Genomic DNA, 17,097 nt, shown 5'->3' with positions numbered 1-17,097 from the left:
GAGTCCGTTTTCGAGCTCCTGCAGGCCAGGTTGCAGCCGGGCGGCTTACAGCTTCATGTTCACCGACAGATAGGCCGAGCGACCTGGGGCAGGGGAGAACATCGGTTGTTCGTCGCCAGCAGCCCAGAAGAAGTTGTCGAACCATACGTACTCGTAGTCGCGGTCGGTCAGGTTCTTCATCTGCAGATCGAGGCTGGTGGTTGCCGATACCTGATAGCGCACGTTGGCATCGAGCACCGCGAAGCCGCCGTACTTGCCTTGCTCGTTCAGCTCGTCGATGTAGTAGTCGCCCTGTGCGCGGGCCGACAGGCCAAAGCGCCAGGCATCGTTGAACTGGTAGTCGACCCCTGCATTGCTGATATAGCGCGGCGTGGAGAATACTTCCTTGCCCGACAGCGACTGCCCGCCAGCGGTGAATGCGCTGACCACCTTGGCTTCCTGGATGGCGTGCGAGCCCCACACCGTCCACTGCTCGTTCAGCTGTGCGGTGAGCTGCATGTCGATGCCACGACGCTTGGTTTCACCCAGGCCTACGGTGGTGCCGGTGCTAGGCATGTTGGCCACCTCATCGGTAGCTTCCTGTTGCCACACAGCGATGCGCGCCTCCGAGCCGGCGAACGGCTTGAACTTCACCCCCACTTCCTTGCCGGTGTTGATAGACGGTTTGTACGAGGCTTGGCCGGCGGTCATGTAGGCCGGTGCGGTCGACCCGGTGAGAATCTGGAAGGTACGGCCCCAGTTGGCGTAGACGTTGATGTCCGAGGTGATGCTGTACACCACGCTGAGCTTGGGCTGCTCGATCCAGCCGTAGTCCTGCAGCTCGGCCTTCTCGCCGTTCATCAGCTCGGTATTACCGGAGAACTTGTCGACGCGGTACGCCGGGATGATCTTCAGCTGCTCGATGGGCTGGATGATCGCCTGGGCATAGGCGCCGGTGTTGTAGAGCGTGTAGCTGTCGTCGTTCTGCGTGCGTGCCGGCGGCGCGTCGAAATCGGTGGGAACGCCGAAGTTGTAGCGGTAGCGGCGGTATTCGTTGTTCTGCTGCTCGTAGTTGATGCCGCCGTCGAGGGTCAGCATCTCGTGGGCGCGCCAGGTCAGGTTGCTCAACACGCCGGTCTGGCGTTCCTCCCACTGGCGGCGCTGACGCGGGGCGTTGCCGACCGGGTAGCTGGTGAAAGTCACGGTGCGGTCATCGTCGTAGCTGTTGTAGTACAGCTTGTTGCTCAGGCTCAGATCGTCGCTGAGCTGGAAATCGGCATGCGCGCTGAGGTGCTTCATGTCACGGTCGTCGCCATCGTTGGCGTTCTTCTCCGGCGACTGCGAGCGGCTCGCGGCCAGCTCCTGCGCGGTGAGAAAACCCGGCTCCTCGGCCTGGTGATGGTAGAGGCGAGCGACTATGCCGAGCTTCATGGTCTGCGCGTCATCGGTGACGAACCATTTGCCGCCCAGGGAATATTTGTTGGAGTTGCTGTTGTCGCGGAAACCGTCGGAATCCTGCTTGGCCAGAAAGTAGTTCTGCGCGAAGTTGCCTTCTTCGTGGCCTACGGCCAACTGGAATTCGCGGGTATTGAAGCTGCCGTAGGTCAGGCGGCCGTCGGTGTAGTTGCCGCCCTGGCGGGTCACGAAATTGATGTTGCCGCCGATGTTGTGCAGGCCGTAGCGCGGGTCATTGGTGCCGCGCACCACCTCGATGTATTCCAGATCCAGCGGGAAGACCATGTCGATGAAACGCTGGTTGCCGCTGTTGACGTTGCTCGGTACGCCGTCGATCAGCGTCTTGATGCCATTGATGTAGCCCTCGCCGTTGAACGCACGGAATGTCACCTTGCCGGACTCGGCGCCCATGCGCGTCTCGGTCAGTTGGATGCCAGGCATCTGGCCCACCAGCTCCCAGCTGTTCATCACGTTCTTATCCTCGATCTTGTCGCTGCTCATGATGTCGACCGAGGACAGGATGCTGTCGGTGCGCAGCGTGCCGCTGGCCTCCGGGGTGACGTAGACCGAGCCGAGCGAGACGGTGGAGTTGCCGGACGAAGCGGCGTGAATCTGAGGCGTGACCAAGGCGGTCATGACGGCGAGGGAGGCCGAAGTGGCTTTCATGGGTATTCCTAGCGTTGCGTTTTCTAAGTGAGGGAGGGGGTGCGTTGGCCTGCTGGAGTGGCTGGCGACGTCCAGACAGCAGCGCGGGATGTATCGGTAAATGATCTATTTGAAAGATGTTATATCATAACAATTTTAAGGCTCACGGCTACGCTGAAAACCTGCAACCAGAGTCAGTGCAGGCCCAGGCCAGAATGATCGGCCGCTGAGTATCCGGCGCAAAGGCCGATGAATAGAGGCTTTCGGTGCACGAAGGATTAGACGCCAGCGCGCTAATGGCGTATCAATATCAAGCGCCTTCCGCGTTTCTATCCAAGCAGAATCACTATGCAGCCCCTGTGTTCGGTCAACGCGCCCACCAGCGCCAATGATGAGCGGCTCGATGGCTTCGTGCGCCTGCTTAGCCGGTATTTCGACTCGGCCGCCGCGCTGGTCTCCGGCGTTGGGGCTGCACGGCATATCTGGGCCAGCCCTGGCCTGAGCGATGTACGCCTGGCGAAGCTCATCGACACGCGCGAAACCTCACCCACTACCCTGGTCTGGCCCTTGCAGATGCAAGAGGGCGTCAGGCTCGGCACGCTGTACCTGCATTTCGACCCGCCCCGCATGCTCGACGCCAAGCAGCATGAAGCCCTGCAGGACTTCGCCGCACTGGCCCTCGACCTGCTGGCGCGCGAAGCGCAAGAGGCCCGCCAGCGCCATGAAGTCGCCGCCCTGCATGCCAGCGAGCGGCGCATGGCGCTGGCCATCGCCGGTAGCGGTACGGGCATCTGGGACCGCGACATCACCACCGGCGACATCCATTACTCCAGCAGCTGGAAGGCGCTGCTCGGCTATGCCGATCACGAAATCGGCAATCGCATCGAAGAGAGCTATACCCGCGTGCACCCGGCTGACCTCGACTACGTGCGCACGACCATTCAGGCGCACCTGGATCAACGCACCGAAGCCTATGAAGTCGAGCACCGCCTGCGCTGCCGCGACGGCCAGTACAAATGGGTGTGCAGCCGCGGCAAGGTGGTCGAGCGCGACATGCACGGCAAACCGCTGCGCATGATTGGCACCACCACCGACATCACCGCCATGCGCCGCCTGTCCGAGCAGGTACAGCAGACCGCGGCCCTGATGACCGACCTGACCAATGAAATCCCCGGCATGGTCTTCCAGTTCCGCCGGCAGGCCGACGGCACATCCGCCTTCACCTACGTCAGTGCCGGCGCGCAAGCCATCTGCGGTCTCAGTGCGATACAACTGATGCAGGATGCCGACGCGCTGACGGCCATCGTCCACTCCGACGACCGCATGGCCTTTATCGATTCTCTGCAGCTATCGGCCGAGGAGCTGACGGACTGGCATCTGGAGTTTCGCGTGCAGGTGCCGGGGCGCGAAATCGCCTGGTGCCAGGGCGAAGCCTGCCCGCGCCGCGAAGAAGACGGCAGCGTAATCTGGCATGGCTTCATGACCGACGTCACCGAACGCAAGCAGATCGAAGCCGAGCTGCAAGCCTTCGCTACCACCGACTTTCTCACCCAACTCGCCAACCGCCGGCACTTCATGCGTCAGCTTGAAGCCGAACTGGCGCGCCTGCAGCGCAGCCCCGAGCAGAGCGCGGCGATCCTGATGTTCGACCTGGACTACTTCAAGACCATCAACGACCGCTGGGGCCACAACGTCGGCGACCAGGCCCTGCGCCACTTCGCGGCGATTCTCTGCACCCAGCTGCGTAAGACCGATACCGCCGGGCGCCTGGGCGGCGAAGAGTTCGCCGTGGTGCTCAGCGAAGCGGATCTGGACCAGGCCATGCACTTCGCCACCCGCATCCAGAACGAACTGGCCAAGACGCCGATCGTGCACGCCGGGGAGCCAATCTTCCTTGCCGTCAGTGTTGGCATCTCCTCACTCAACGCCAGCGATGCCAGCGTCGAGGCCGCCCTGTCGCGCAGCGATATCGCTCTGTACTGCGCCAAGCGCGGCGGACGCAATCGCATCGAGCATCATTGACGGGAGGCTGGCTCAGGCAGCCAGCAACGCCTGGCTGATGGCCTCGTTGAACGCAGGAATATCGTCGGGGTTGCGTGAGGTGATCAGCGTCCAGTTCTGCCCTGGGCAAACCTGCACCTCGGCGTCTACCCAGCTCGCACCGGCATTGGCCAGATCCAGGCGTACGCTGGCATACGACGTCAGCACCTTGCCTGGCACCACGCCAGCATCGATCAGCAGCCAGGGGCCATGGCAGATCGCCGCGACCGTCTTGCCCGCATCGCGAAATTCCTGCACCAGGCGCTGCGCGTCCTCATCCTGGCGCAGGTTATCGGCGTTCACCGTACCGCCGGGGATCACCAGCAGATCGTAATCCGCCGCGCCCACTCCCTTGATCTGGGTGTCGGACTGCACGCTGACGTCCTTCTTGCTGTCCTGCAGCCAGGTTTCCGCCTCGCCACCCTTGACGCTGGCGTGGGTGACGCTGGCGCCCTGATCCTTCAACGCCTGCATCGGCTTGAGCAGCTCGTCGCGCTCGATGCCCGTGTTGGCGGTGATGAACAGCACCTTCTTGCCTTGCAGATTCGAACTCATGATCGATACCTCCGCTGATGCGCCGCTCGGCGCGGTGAGTGGTCGCGTTGGTGAACGCGACATGTATCAGGATTGAAAGGTGTAAGAGGCAGAAGTTCGACTTGATTGGCTGGCGATGGCTGCCGTCAGGCTCGTTTGCGGCGGGTCACAGATTCGCTGAGGGCAACTGCAGCCAGATCGAGAACACGCCCAGCACGCTCCAGAAAACGATGAACAGCCAGGGCGAGCGCAGGAAGAACAGCAACGACTTGTAAGTGCTCTCCCGGCTGGCCTCCTTCTCGCTGAACAGTGGTGAGTCGTCATAGGCATGGCCGAACTCGGGATCGCTGCGCAGCAACTGCTCCTGCTTGTAGTGCCAGTGCTCGATGATCGTCGCGGAGGCCCTGATCCCCGGCCAGGCGTGCAGTGAACTGATGATGCCGAGCAGCGTGAACAGCGCCGGAACCACCAGGGTGAATAGCGCCCCCCAGTTCTCATTCAGGTTGGCCATGGACGATGCATAGGCGATCACCAGAAACGACTGCGCCGTCAGATACGAATTGGTACGCCCGGCCAGCATACTGGCTTCGTACTGAATTTCCCGCCGATAGAAATCGAGCCGCTCCTTCGGCGTGCCGAAAATCATCAACTCCGCCTGCTGCTCACTCTGCAGATCGTGTAATTCCGAGGTGATGATTCGGGCGCGTTTCATGGGCTGTGCTCGACTGTCAGTTGGGCCTGCTCGGCAGACGAGCAGCCACGTGGGGGCTGACGAGTTAGACTGCAGGCCCTCCAGTCATTCACTGTTTTTATCGGGCCGGCATGCTACGCACGGCGCGTGACAGCCCAGCCGCCACCATGGGGTCGCCACCTCAGAGCTGAACTGCCGCACAGCGATAGCGCGCTTTATCGCGCCAAGCGCAGCGGGCGCAATCGCATCGAGCATCATTGACGGGGCAGGCTTGATCACCTGCCAGAGACACGCGTCACAGCCAGCGCCCGCCGCGCAAAAACGGTGGGCAGTTGCGCTGGACGCATGGCGCCATGCTGACTAACGTGGTTGCCCCATTCGAACCACCACAGGAAATCGTCATATGGACGTGCAATGCAATTCCCTTGAAGAGGTGCGCGAGCGCATCGACCAGATTGACCGCGCCATGGTCGACCTCATCGCTCAACGCGGCGGTTTCGTAGCTCAGGCGGCGCGCTTCAAGAAAGACAGTGCAGACGTTCGCGCCCCTGCGCGCGTTGAGCAAGTCATCGCCAAGGTGCGCGCACTGGCCGATGAGCGCGGCGCCTCGGCAGCGGTCGTGGAGCAGGTTTACCGCGCGATGATCGCCGCATTCATCGAGGAAGAACTGCGTACCCATGCCGCCTTGAGCGCAGATGCCTGAACGGCGCCAGCGCGGATGCTGAGCCTAGCGCTGGCTCAGCGTCGCCACTGATACGCCGGAGGCTACGAAGGTCATCCCGGCGCCCAGGTTCAACCCCTTCACCACCCGTGGCCGCGCCTGCAGATAGCGCGACAGCGAGGTGGCGAATACACCCATCAGCGCGAAGCCCACAGCCGTCAGCACCGCGAACCACAGGCCGTAAATCAGCATCTGCGTGCTCACCGAGCCGCGCTGCGGATCGACGAACTGCGGGATGAACGCCAACACGAAAAAGCCCGGCTTGGGGTTGAGCGCGGCGGACAGAAAACCGGTGAGAAAGATGCTCGGCAGCGACTGCCGGGTGACGGAGCGAAAGCTGATCAGGTTGCGCGTGCGCAGCACCTTGATACCCAGCCAGAGCAGATAACCGGCGCCGATGCACTTGATCAGCCAGAACGCCAGCTCCGAGGTCTGCATCAGCAACGTCAGCCCCAGCGACGCCGCCAACACGTGAAACAGAATCCCGGTGCCCGACGCCATACCTGAAACGATGGCGGCCAAGCGGCCCTGGCCGAGCCCGCGCGCCACCGCCAGCAGATTGTCCGGGCCGGGAGCCAGCACCAGCAGAATGCAGGCGCCCGTATAAGCCAGCCAGGTATCGATAGGGAACATGCACACCTCCATGCCGAAATGAACGAGGGCTCCGCCCCCAGGGACGGCCGACACTAACGCAGCGTAATTGGCCGGGGCAAACCATCGCGGCCGGAAATGCGACACAGCTGCCGAATGGTAAATACAGAGGGATGCCACTCGCTGCATATGAACGAGTGACCTCTCTCTGTAGCAAGTGACGACTCAAATACAGGCCGCCAGTCTACAGACGTAACTCCGTGCGCCAGGCTTGATGCTCACCGCCAAGCGGCGAACATTGGTGCTGATGGATGCGTATGGGGAACCCCAGCTTTCGACTATGGCGCTACCGCGCTTTGAGTACTCGGTTATCACGCCCTGTTGTAGCTTGGGACGGTGAGGACAAGTTTGTTAGGGGCTGCTATCGGCCAAGAGTTGTCCTTCGCAAGCTCATGCCTAGAATCGGAATACGATTCAGTCCTTACAGCCTTCGGCACACAGCTAATGCGACTGCGAGCCTATGAGAACTGAACAGAGAAGTAGATATCATGAGAACAGGTCTCCAGTTTTATGTTATTTTAAGGACTCGCTGTTCAAATCTTTGGCTTAGCGGGTTGCTTACGCTGTGTATAGCGCTGGAGGAGTTATGTTTGATATGAGTGTGGAACTTCCTGCTAAGATCGGTGACTTGGCGCAGGAGGTTTATTCGGACGGCGCAAAAGAAACTCTCCGTGAAACTTCCAAGATCGGCGTGGACGCAGCCAAGACTTTGAGATTAGCCCTTGCCCCGTTGCAATTCACGGCCATGCTTCAAGACAGAGTGGCAATGTATTTTAAGCGAGCTGCGGATAAAGCATCCCCCGAAAACAGGGTGAGCCCTGCACCTTCCCTAGCTCTGCCTATTCTGGAGAAGCTTCGTTACCAAGAGGACGGGGATCTGCTGACCGATATTTACGTGGAGCTTCTTTCCGCCAGCTTCGACAAGTCGCGTACGGGTGATGCCCATCCTGCGTTCTTGACGATCATTTCGCAGTTATCGCCTGACGAAATTAGGCTGATTAGTTCATTAGCTGGATCTGAACCCAAGAATTATTTTGGACGAGTGGCCTCAGAATGGACTCAATCCTCCGAAGGCATAATTGGACACTTGAATAGCAGTGTTATTGAACCTGTCGAAATTGATTGGAGCCTAGTTGTAAATCCTGATGAGTTCATGTGGCCTGCGCACCTACAAGTATACATAGGGCATCTGCACTCTCTCGGACTGATTGAATATACAAATGACTTAAAGTATTTGTCCGGGCGTGGGCTGAATCACGGCAAGGAGTGTTGGGCTGTAACTCTCACGGAGTTCGGTTCGTTGTTTCACCGTGCTTGTGTCAAGGGTGCACCATTGGAAAGCTTTGCCGTGACACACCAAGATAAGATCTAACATCACTGCTCATAGGGTGGGTTGAGCGCAGCGATACCCATGCAGTTCGGCTAAACACCTTGATCTAACTGAGAGCACGATGGGTATCGTTTCAATCAAGCCATCCTACTGCGTGCAAAATCAGGTTCGGGCTTCAGGCTGGCCGATTGCTGCTTGTCCTCACGAGCTGCAATGGGTCGGAATCAGCCCTTGAGACTGGCTGCTTTTGGCCGAAAGCAGCCCAATCACTGAGCTAGTAAAGACCGTGTGTGGAAGTAGACGCCAGATTGGATGTCACTCTTTGGCTATCTGCGCACAAATCATCGGTGCTGCGGCATACAGGCAGGAGTAGTGAGAAAGCCCCTCCATCCGCTCGACACGCGCGTTGCTTGAGAAACACTCAGCCAGATACACCGACATACCGAGGGGCGACCAGTTGTCCTCGGCGCCATGCCATAGGCATACATCTGCCTCGCAGGCGAAGGCCCTGGCTGACCAGGACTGGAGATATTGTTGTATGTCCCGCGTATAGCCGGTCGGATCTTGGGCAAAGCACTGTTGCAGTACCTGGCAGATAAACGTTTTGAACTTCGGTGATTTCACCAGCCCCCGATCCTGCCCCTGAGCGCTGGCAAACAGCATGCGAAACAGCAGCTGCGGTGCGCGTCTGGCCAGTAGCGCCTGCCACCTCACCAGCCAGTGGAACAAGCCTGGGCTGCGTTGGGCCAGCGAGAACACGGCCCTGCCGGCCATCTGATCGAGGAAGTCTCCACCATCGAGCGGGGCGGCGGCGGAAACAAGGTGCAGGCTGCGAACCTGGCCTGGCATAAGGGCAGCGACTTCCAATGCGGTATGTGTGCCGAGGGAAAAGCCGATGAAGTCGATCCGAGCATCTTGCACGGTCTCGCTGACCGCTTGGGCAATCTGTCGGTAGTAGTCAGCGCCGGTGATGGCGTGGTCGATGGCGAATCGGTCGAAGCAGAGAATGCGCAGGCCCTGTTCTCGGGCCGGCGCGTCGAATACGGAGGCCTCAGAAGGCGAGCCCGGCACCCCGTGGAAGTAAACGACCGGTTTGCCAGCCGGGTTTCCGTATTCGCTGAAGTCCATCGCTAGTTCCGAGCAAAGTGGCGTCTCGGTCTTTTATCACCACCTTGCTGAATACGCGCTAGGGCGAACTGCCGCATTGTCTTCTGGGTTCGAGCCCCGGAATGAGCCGAGCTTGATTCACGCCGGCAACCTGACCTTCTTCTTCGCCCCGAACAGGTTCCAGCTGGCCACGAACAGCGCCGCCACCAGCGGGCCGATCACGAAGCCGTTGAGGCCCAGCAGGGAGAGACCGCCGAGGGTGGAGATGAGGATCAGGTAGTCGGGCATGCGGGTGTCCTTGCCGACCAGGATGGGGCGCAGGATGTTGTCCACCAGGCCGATCACGAGTACGCCGAAGGCGGTGAGAATGATGCCTTGCACCATGCTGCCGCTGAGCATCAGGTAGATGGCCACTGGCGCCCAGATGATGCCGGCGCCGGCTGCCGGCAGCAGTGACAGAAAGGCCATCAGCACGCCCCACAGCAGCGGGCTGTATATGCCCAGCGCCCAGAAGATGAAACCACCGAGTGCGCCCTGTACGGCAGCGACCACCACGTTGCCTTTTACCGTGGCGCGCACTACGCGGGTGAACTTGATCTGCAGGCGGCGTTTGGTGGTGTCGGCCAGCGGGATGGCGCCTCGGATTCTATGCACCAGATCCTTGCCGTCACGCAGCAGGAAGAACAGCAGGTACAGCATCACGAAGAAGCCGATGAAGAACTCGAAGGTGCCCTGGCCAATGGCGAATACCTTAGTGGCCAGGTATTGGCTGCCGGCCATGGCGCCCTTGGAGATCTGTTCGCGCAGGCCTTCGAGGTTGCTTATGCCGACACGGTCGAGCTGTTGCTGTACCGACGGCGGCAGCATCTGGATGAAACGGGTGACGTAGGCGCCGGCATCCAGCTCGCCCGACTCGAGCTTCTGGTACAGGGCGGTACCTTCGGCCACCACGGCTGAGGTGATGAAGATCACCGGCAGAATCGCCACCAACAGGCAGATGATCAGCGTCAGCAGGGCAGTCAGGTTGCCTCTGCCGCCAGTGCGCCGCAGCAGGCGCTCCTGCAGCGGTGCGAACACCACGGCCAGGACCATGGCCCAGAACACCGCGCCGTAGAACGGCAGCAGTATCCAGAAGAAGGCGACGGTCACCAGGACGAGCAGGAGGATGAAGGCTTTCTGTTCGAAGGTCGGGTTCTGCATTTCGGGTTCGCCGGGAAGGGACATGCCCGTTAGTCCCCCGATGCCCTGGCAAAGTGCCCACAAAGTTGGATTGGGCTTGTAGTCGCTCGCTTGGGGGGCTTGACAGCTCTGGGATACTGGAAGGCGTGAGGGCGATCATTCGACGGAGGCATGGCCATGCGTGATGAGGAAATCAAGGCGCTGTTCGATCAACAGGCGGCGGGCTACGACAAGCAATGGGCGGGGATGGCGCCGATTCGCGAGGCGCTGTATCTGCTGCTCGATGCGCTGTTCATCGACCTGCCGTCCGACGCGCGGATACTCTGCGTGGGAACCGGTACGGGCGCGGAAATCGCGCACATGGCCGAGCGCTTTCCGGGCTGGCGCTTCACTGCGCTCGATCCGTCCGGGGCGATGCTCGAGGTGTGTCGCCAGCGTGCGGAGCACGGCCGCTTTGCCGAGCGCTGCGACTTTCATGAGGGCTATCTGGATACGCTGGTGCCTGTGGCGGCCTACGATGGCGCGACCTGTTTTCTGGTGTCGCAGTTTCTGCTCGAACCGGCGGTGCGTACCGGGTTCTTCGGCCAGATCGCACAGCGCCTGAAACCTGGCGGGCTGCTGGCCAGTGTCGACCTGGCAGCGGATACCCAGTCGCCGGCCTACGAGGTATTGCTGCCTGGCTGGATGACGCTGATGTCAGCGGCCGGGGTCGATACGCAGATGCTGGAGCGTGTGCGCGCAGCCTACGCTCGCGATGTGGCGGTGCTACCGGCGCAGCAGGTGGCGGGCATCATCCAGGCCGCTGGTTTCGAGGCACCGGTGCAGTTCTTCCAGGCCGGGCTGATGCACGGCTGGGTAAGTCGGCGCGAAGCCGATGCGTGAGCGGTGCTACTCGTGACGCGTGCTGCGGTCGCGGTCGCCTGGGTAGTGGCGGTCGAAGGGCAAGGGCGGTAGCCAGGCTTCGCGGCGGATGGTCCAGAGTTCGTAGGTGGGGGTGAACTGGTTCGGTTCATCCAGCGAACCGACATTCACTTCGATTTCATCCCCCGAGCGCGCGAACACCGGCGAGCCGCAGTGCGGGCAGAAGTGGCGGCCGGCGTACTGACCGGTTTCGCCCTCTACCGTCACCGCGTCCTGCGGGAATATCGCCGAGGTGTGGAAGAGGGCGCCGTGGTGCTTGCGGCAGTCCATGCAGTGGCACACGCCGACCCGATAAGGCTGGCCGCTGGTTTCGAAACGCACCTGGCCGCAGAGGCAGCCGCCAGTGAGATTGGGCATGGCGATGTTCTCCTGTTTCGTGTGCAGGGACTGAGAACATAGCAGGACGCTGGCTCTGTAGGAGCCCGCTGGCGGGCGATCCTGACAAGAGCATCGCCGCAAGCGGGCTCTTACGGTTTTGTATCGTTGCGCTCCAGTTCCTGCTCGATCTTGGCCCATTCCGCTTGCAGGGCGCGGCGCAGGTAGGCGATGAAGAGTTTGTCGCGCAGGCGACGCAGGGTGGAACTCTGTCGCGCCGCCTGGGCTTGCTCGATGGTTGCGCTGAGCCAGGCGCTGTCGAAGCCTGTCCAGATGGGTGGAATGGGCGCGAGCATGTTGGAGTAGCACGCGGGCGCGACGTCTTGGTAGAAGGCGGCTTGTACGGTGGCGCGGTCGAAACCTGCCACTTGACGGGCGATGTATCCGTAGTCGACTTCGTTGTCGACGAATACGTCCGACAGCGCCGACCACAGATGAATGCGTTCTTCGCGGGTCATAAGCCTGCTCTGCCCAATGCAGCGTAATCGGTGGCGAGACTGTAATGGCTGCCGCGCGTCCTGGCCATTGCCGCGGGCTGCTGCGAAGGCCGGGTGGGATGTATCATCGGGCACATGGTTGCATGGCTGAATCTGCCCGTGGGCGTCGGCCGTGCACGCTCTGTTTTCGTATCCGTGGCCGTAGACGCGGCCCGCCATTTGCGAGTGATGACACCATGATCGAGGTAATCGAAGTTTCCATTGCCGAGCTGCGCGCCGCGCTGGAGTCCGGCCGCACCACGGCGGTCGAGCTGGTCAAGGCCTACCTGGCGCGTATCGACGCCTATGACGGCGCGGACACGCCGACCCGGCTCAACGCGGTGGTGGTGCGCAACCCCGATGCGCTGAAAGAGGCCGAGGCCTCCGATGCACGCCGCGCTCGCGGCGAGACGCTGGGCCCGCTTGATGGCATTCCCTACACCGCCAAGGACAGCTACCTGGTCAAGGGCCTGACCGCTGCTTCCGGCAGCCCGGCGTTCAAGGATCTGGTGGCGCAGCGTGATGCCTTCACCGTCGAGCGCCTGCGCGCGGCCGGCGCCATCTGCCTGGGCAAGACCAACATGCCGCCGATGGCCAATGGCGGCATGCAGCGCGGCGTCTATGGCCGTGCCGAAAGCCCGTATAACGCCGATTACCTGACGGCGCCGTTCGCCTCGGGCTCGTCCAATGGCGCCGGCACGGCGACCGCTGCCAGCTTCTCCGCGTTCGGCCTGGCCGAGGAAACCTGGTCCAGCGGGCGCGGCCCGGCGTCGAACAACGGCCTGTGCGCCTACACGCCGTCGCGCGGGGTGATCTCGGTACGCGGCAACTGGCCGCTGACACCGACCATGGACGTGGTCGTGCCTTACGCCCGGACCATGGCCGATCTGCTGGAAGTGCTCGACGTGGTGGTGGCCGACGATGCCGACAGCCGTGGCGACCTGTGGCGTTTGCAGCCCTGGGTGCCTATCCCGAAAGCCTCCGAGGTACGCCCCGCATCCTACCTGGCACTGGCGGCCAAGGCCGATTCGCTCAAGGGCAAGCGCCTGGGCGTGCCGAAGATGTTCATCAACAAGGACGAAGCCGCCGGCACCAGCGAGAACCCGGGTATCGGCGGCCCGACCGGCCAGCGCATTCTCACCCGGCCGACGGTGATCGCTCTGTGGGAAGCAGCGCGCCAGGCGCTGGAAGCGGCCGGCGCCGAGGTGGTGGAAGTGGACTTCCCGTTGGTGTCCAACTGTGAGGGGGATCGCCCCGGTGCGCCGACCGTGTTCAATCGCGGCATCGTCACGCCCGAGTTCCTGCATGACGAACTGTGGGAGCTGAGCGGCTGGGCCTTCGACGATTTCCTGCGTGCCAACGGCGACCCCAAGCTCAATCGTCTGGCTGATGTCGATGGCCCGCAGATCTTCCCGCACGACCCCGGCACGCTGCCGAATCGCGAGGGCGACCTGGCGGCGGGCATGGACGAATACGTCAACATGGCCAAGCGCGGCATCAAGCCCTGGGACCAGATCGCCACGCTGCCTGACGGCCTGCGCGGCCTGGAGCACACTCGCAAGATCGATCTGGAAGACTGGATGGATCAACTGGAGCTGGACGCGGTGCTGTTCCCCACCGTGGCCGACGTTGGCCCGGCGGATGCCGATGTGAACCCGGCCTCCGCCGATATCGCCTGGAGCAACGGTGTGTGGGTGGCCAACGGCAACCTGGCGATCCGTCACCTGGGCGTGCCGACCGTCACCGTGCCGATGGGCGTGATGGCCGATATCGGCATGCCGGTGGGCCTGACCTTCGCTGGCCGTGCTTATGACGATTCAGTGTTGCTGCAACTGGCGGCAGCCTATGAGGCCACCGGCAGCAAACGCCTGGTGCCACCGCGTACGCCAGCGTTGTGAGGTGACCTTGCCACCCTGTGGGAGGGGCTTTAGCCGCGACGGCTGCAGAGATTATCGCCGCTGAAGCGCCTCCCACGGGCTGTGGTGCTCCACGATTCAGCGTGTAGGGCGGGTGCAACCCGCCACTGCCATCTCGGCGGATTTCACCCGCCCCACGACCCATAAATGGGAAAGGGGAGGCAGGTTGCATCGGTCTTGTGGGAGGGGCTTTAGCCGCGACGGCTGTAGATATCGTCGCCGCTGAAGCGCCTCCCACGGTTTGTGGTGCTCCACGATACAGCGTGTAGGGCGGGTGCAACCCGCCACTGCCATCTCGGCGGGTTTCACCCGCCTTACGACCCATAAATGGGAAAGGGCAGGCAGGTTGCATCGGTCTTGTGGGAGGGGCTTTAGCCGCGACGGCTGCCGCTAAAGCGCCTCCCACGGTTTGTGGTACTCCACAATTCAGCGTGTTGCCCCCAGCGCCCTATCTTTACTCTCGCAAATCCACCGCCGGTGCGCCCTGGCCATCGAACAGCTGGCTCGGGGTGCTGGGCAGGATGCTCGGGCGGCCGTTGCTGCCGTCGCCGAGGATGCGGATGTCGCTGTACTTCTTGCCGGACAGCGCAGCCAGGCCGGCGCCGTCACGTACCACGGTGGGCCGCAGGAACACCATCAGGTTGCGCTTGATGTGCGAGTCGCGGGTCGAGCGGAACAGCCCGCCAATCAGCGGAATGTCACCGAGCAGCGGCACCTTCGAGGTGGCCTGGGTGACGTCGTCCTGAATCAGGCCGCCGAGCACGATCACCTGGCCGTCGTCGGCGAGGATGGTGCTCTTGATCGAGCGTTTGTTGGTCACCAGGTCGACCGCCTGGGCGTTGAGCCCGGTGCTGGGAGCGAGGGAGGAGATTTCCTGCTCGATCTCCAGGCGCAGGGTGGCGCCTTCATTGATGTGCGGCGTGACCTTGAGGGTAACGCCGATGTCCTGGCGCTCGATGGTGGTGAAGGGGTTGCCGGCACCGGAGGCGTCGGTGGTGTAAGAGCCGGTCTGGAACGGCACGTTCTGGCCGACGAGGATTTCCGCCTTCTGGTTGTCCAGGGTCAGCAGGCTTGGCGTGGATAGCAGGTTGCTCTTGCTGTTGGCTGACAGCGCGGTGATCAGAGCGCCGAAGCGGTCGCTGCCGACGCCGATGATGGCGCCGTCGGGCAGTGTGGTGTTCTCCGGCACTTCGCCGTTCTGCAGGATCTGCAGCACGGTGCCGACCGACAGGCCGGTGCCGCCGAAATTCACCCCGCCCAGGCCACCAGTGCCACCACGGGCATCGACTGCCCACTGCACGCCGACGGCATCGGTGATGTCGCCGGAAATTTCGACGATGGCCGCCTCGACCATCACTTGCGCGCGCGGCACGTCGAGCTGACGCACGATGTCTTCGAGGGTCGCCACCAAGTCTGGCTCGGCCAGCAGCACCAGGGCGTTGAGGCTCTCGTCGGCGCGGATGAGAATGTTCGACTGCTTGCCGGTGGTTTCGCCGTTCTGCTGGTTCTTCAGACCTTCGGAGATTTCTCCGAGGGTTTCGGCCAGGGACTTGGCGTCGTTGTGACGCAGGCGAATCACCCGTGTGTTGGCCGAGCGGCTGGTGGGCGTATCCAGTGACCGGGCGAGGTCGGCCAGCTTGGCGCGGGCGTCCGGCGGGCCGAGCAGGATCAGGCGATTGGTGCGTGCATCGGCCACCACCTGGGTGGCGCTGGTGCCCTTGGCCTGGCCACGGGCGATGGCGGTGTTGAGCACTTCGGCAGCGTCCATCACCCAGGCGTTTTGCAGGGTGACCACGCTGAAGTCCTGCGCACCGCTCTGGTCGAGCTGGCGCATCAGGTCTTCGATGCGGGCGATGTTGGCGCTGCGGTCGCTGATGATCAGCGCGTTGGCCGAGGTGACGGCGGCCAGGTGGCCGTATTGCGGCACCAGCGGGCGAATCAGCGGGATCAGCTCCGCCACCGGCGCATGTTGCACCTGGATCAGGCGGGTTTCCAGGCGATCAGGCGCTGGGCGGCCGGCATCGGCTTCAGCCTTGGCCTCGGCGTTGGGCACGATGCGCGCCTGGTCGCCCTGGGTCAGCACGCTAAAACCGTGGGTGGCCATGACCGAGAGGAACAGCTGGTAGACCTCGGACAGCCCCAGCGGCGTGCTCGACACCACGTTGACCTGGCCTTTCACGCGCGGGTCGACGACGAACGTCTGCCCGGTGATGCTGGCGATCTGGTCGACGAACTCGCGGATGTCCGCGCCCTTCAGGTTGATGGTCCAGCTTTCTTCCTGCTGGTTGGCGCTGGCCGGCACCTGCTGGATCTGCGCGAGCAGGGGCAGCGGTGCGGTGGCCAGACCGGCGGCGAAGAGGGCGAGGGTCAGTCGGCTACGGAAAAAATGCATCGGTTCAGTCGCTTTCCATGGGCTGATCGGGGGGCGTTTCCACAGGCTGGGTGCCGGAGGCTTCCATCTGCTCGCGCAGCGCCTGCATGCGCTGGCGCAGTTGTTCGAGGTTGTCCTGGTCGAGTTGATCGAGCTGTTGCAGCGAGTCTGGCGCTGCCGTTTCGACCGGCGGGGTATAGCTGTATTGGCTGCTGCTCGGACGCGGGAAGGTGAGGCTTTCGCGGCGGCCGTTGCGCACCAGTTCGACGCGGTCGGCGTAGACGGCATCCAGGCGCACGCCGTTGTCCACGTCCGTGCCGACGGCAAAACGCTGGGCGCTCTGGCCCTGACGCTGGATCATCGCGCTGGAACGTTGCGGGTCACTGTGAACGAAGCTGCCAAGTAAGGTCAGTTGCAGGTTGGTGGCCGGCGGCGGGCCGCTGTCGGCCTGGCGTGGCGTGCCGAACAGCTGGTCGATGGGCGCCTGCGCGCGTTGTTCGGGGCTGGGCGTGCTCTGGCTGGGCGCTTGCTGCACAGGGCCGCGCACCAGGCGCAGCAACTCGGCGCTCTGCCAGGCCAGGCTGACGCTCAGGGCGATCAGCGCGAGCATGCCGATCAGGCTCGGGGCATTGTCCTTGAGCCGCTGGGAAAGGGCCGACATGGGCAAAAGCATCACTCCGGAAAACGACGTTCTAGTTCTTCTTAT

15 protein-coding genes are annotated in these 17,097 nt (G+C 62.5%); 5 read left to right on the top strand and 10 right to left on the bottom strand.

Features of this window, described 5'->3' with window-relative positions; genetic code table 11:
• Positions 1-45: 45 nt before the first annotated feature.
• On the bottom strand, positions 46-2,100 hold the full coding sequence (locus RTH74_RS00470) for a TonB-dependent receptor (protein WP_316913406.1): 2,055 nt from the start codon (positions 2,098-2,100) through the stop codon (positions 46-48).
• A 327-nt stretch (positions 2,101-2,427) separates the two neighbouring features.
• On the opposite strand from RTH74_RS00470, the gene RTH74_RS00465 reads away from it, so the two are divergent.
• Positions 2,428-4,101 carry a diguanylate cyclase gene (locus tag RTH74_RS00465; RefSeq protein ID WP_316913405.1) on the top strand — a complete coding sequence of 558 codons (1,674 nt, stop codon included), beginning with the start codon at positions 2,428-2,430 and terminating at the stop codon, positions 4,099-4,101.
• A 12-nt stretch (positions 4,102-4,113) separates the two neighbouring features.
• On the opposite strand, the gene RTH74_RS00460 is transcribed toward RTH74_RS00465, so the two are convergent.
• On the bottom strand, positions 4,114-4,674 hold the full coding sequence (locus RTH74_RS00460) for a type 1 glutamine amidotransferase domain-containing protein (RefSeq protein ID WP_099526396.1): 561 nt from the start codon (positions 4,672-4,674) through the stop codon (positions 4,114-4,116).
• Positions 4,675-4,819: 145 nt separating this feature from the next.
• Positions 4,820-5,365 (bottom strand): hypothetical protein, encoded by a 546-nt coding sequence (locus RTH74_RS00455; protein ID WP_179545273.1) that lies wholly within the window; start codon positions 5,363-5,365, stop codon positions 4,820-4,822.
• A gap of 382 nt (positions 5,366-5,747) precedes the next feature.
• Between RTH74_RS00455 and RTH74_RS00450 the strand changes: the two genes are divergently transcribed.
• The gene (locus tag RTH74_RS00450; protein WP_280057515.1) at positions 5,748-6,047 is read left to right on the top strand and encodes a chorismate mutase; all 300 of its coding nucleotides are present in this window, start codon (positions 5,748-5,750) and stop codon (positions 6,045-6,047) included.
• Positions 6,048-6,071: 24 nt separating this feature from the next.
• On the opposite strand, the gene RTH74_RS00445 is transcribed toward RTH74_RS00450, so the two are convergent.
• Positions 6,072-6,698 carry a LysE family translocator gene (locus RTH74_RS00445; protein ID WP_316913404.1) on the bottom strand — a complete coding sequence of 209 codons (627 nt, stop codon included), beginning with the start codon at positions 6,696-6,698 and terminating at the stop codon, positions 6,072-6,074.
• A 604-nt stretch (positions 6,699-7,302) separates the two neighbouring features.
• Here RTH74_RS00445 and RTH74_RS00440 point away from each other — a divergent pair.
• Complete coding sequence (locus tag RTH74_RS00440; protein ID WP_316913403.1) at positions 7,303-8,088, top strand: DUF4393 domain-containing protein; 786 nt, start codon at positions 7,303-7,305, stop codon at positions 8,086-8,088.
• A 273-nt stretch (positions 8,089-8,361) separates the two neighbouring features.
• Here the strand turns inward: RTH74_RS00440 and RTH74_RS00435 are convergent, their stop codons facing one another.
• Positions 8,362-9,174 (bottom strand): alpha/beta hydrolase, encoded by an 813-nt coding sequence (locus RTH74_RS00435; RefSeq protein ID WP_316913402.1) that lies wholly within the window; start codon positions 9,172-9,174, stop codon positions 8,362-8,364.
• A gap of 117 nt (positions 9,175-9,291) precedes the next feature.
• Positions 9,292-10,353: an AI-2E family transporter gene (locus tag RTH74_RS00430; protein WP_316914296.1), complete on the bottom strand. Its 1,062-nt coding sequence runs from the start codon at positions 10,351-10,353 to the stop codon at positions 9,292-9,294.
• 156 nt (positions 10,354-10,509) lie between these two features.
• On the opposite strand from RTH74_RS00430, the gene RTH74_RS00425 reads away from it, so the two are divergent.
• A complete protein-coding gene (locus tag RTH74_RS00425) occupies positions 10,510-11,214 on the top strand; it encodes a methyltransferase domain-containing protein (RefSeq protein ID WP_316913401.1) in 705 nt (234 codons plus the stop codon).
• A gap of 6 nt (positions 11,215-11,220) precedes the next feature.
• On the opposite strand, the gene RTH74_RS00420 is transcribed toward RTH74_RS00425, so the two are convergent.
• Positions 11,221-11,610 (bottom strand): GFA family protein, encoded by a 390-nt coding sequence (locus RTH74_RS00420; RefSeq protein WP_316913400.1) that lies wholly within the window; start codon positions 11,608-11,610, stop codon positions 11,221-11,223.
• Positions 11,611-11,720: 110 nt separating this feature from the next.
• A complete protein-coding gene (locus RTH74_RS00415) occupies positions 11,721-12,086 on the bottom strand; it encodes a DUF7079 family protein (protein ID WP_316913399.1) in 366 nt (121 codons plus the stop codon).
• Between the two features lie 215 nt (positions 12,087-12,301).
• Here RTH74_RS00415 and RTH74_RS00410 point away from each other — a divergent pair, with 215 nt between their 5' ends.
• Positions 12,302-14,002 carry an amidase gene (locus tag RTH74_RS00410; protein WP_316913398.1) on the top strand — a complete coding sequence of 567 codons (1,701 nt, stop codon included), beginning with the start codon at positions 12,302-12,304 and terminating at the stop codon, positions 14,000-14,002.
• Between the two features lie 472 nt (positions 14,003-14,474).
• Here RTH74_RS00410 and gspD read toward each other — a convergent pair whose 3' ends face one another.
• Both gspD and RTH74_RS00400 read right to left on the bottom strand, forming a co-directional pair.
• A complete protein-coding gene (gene gspD, locus RTH74_RS00405) occupies positions 14,475-16,412 on the bottom strand; it encodes a type II secretion system secretin GspD (RefSeq protein ID WP_316913397.1) in 1,938 nt (645 codons plus the stop codon).
• A 4-nt stretch (positions 16,413-16,416) separates the two neighbouring features.
• Positions 16,417-17,052: a type II secretion system protein N gene (locus RTH74_RS00400; protein WP_316913396.1), complete on the bottom strand. Its 636-nt coding sequence runs from the start codon at positions 17,050-17,052 to the stop codon at positions 16,417-16,419.
• Positions 17,053-17,097 lie beyond the last annotated feature (45 nt).

The sequence above is a fragment of the Pseudomonas sp. zfem001 genome (assembly GCF_032621725.1).
In the GTDB taxonomy this organism is placed as follows: Bacteria; Pseudomonadota; Gammaproteobacteria; order Pseudomonadales; family Pseudomonadaceae; genus Aquipseudomonas; species Aquipseudomonas sediminis.
This window is presented reverse-complemented; position numbering and strand designations above follow the sequence as displayed.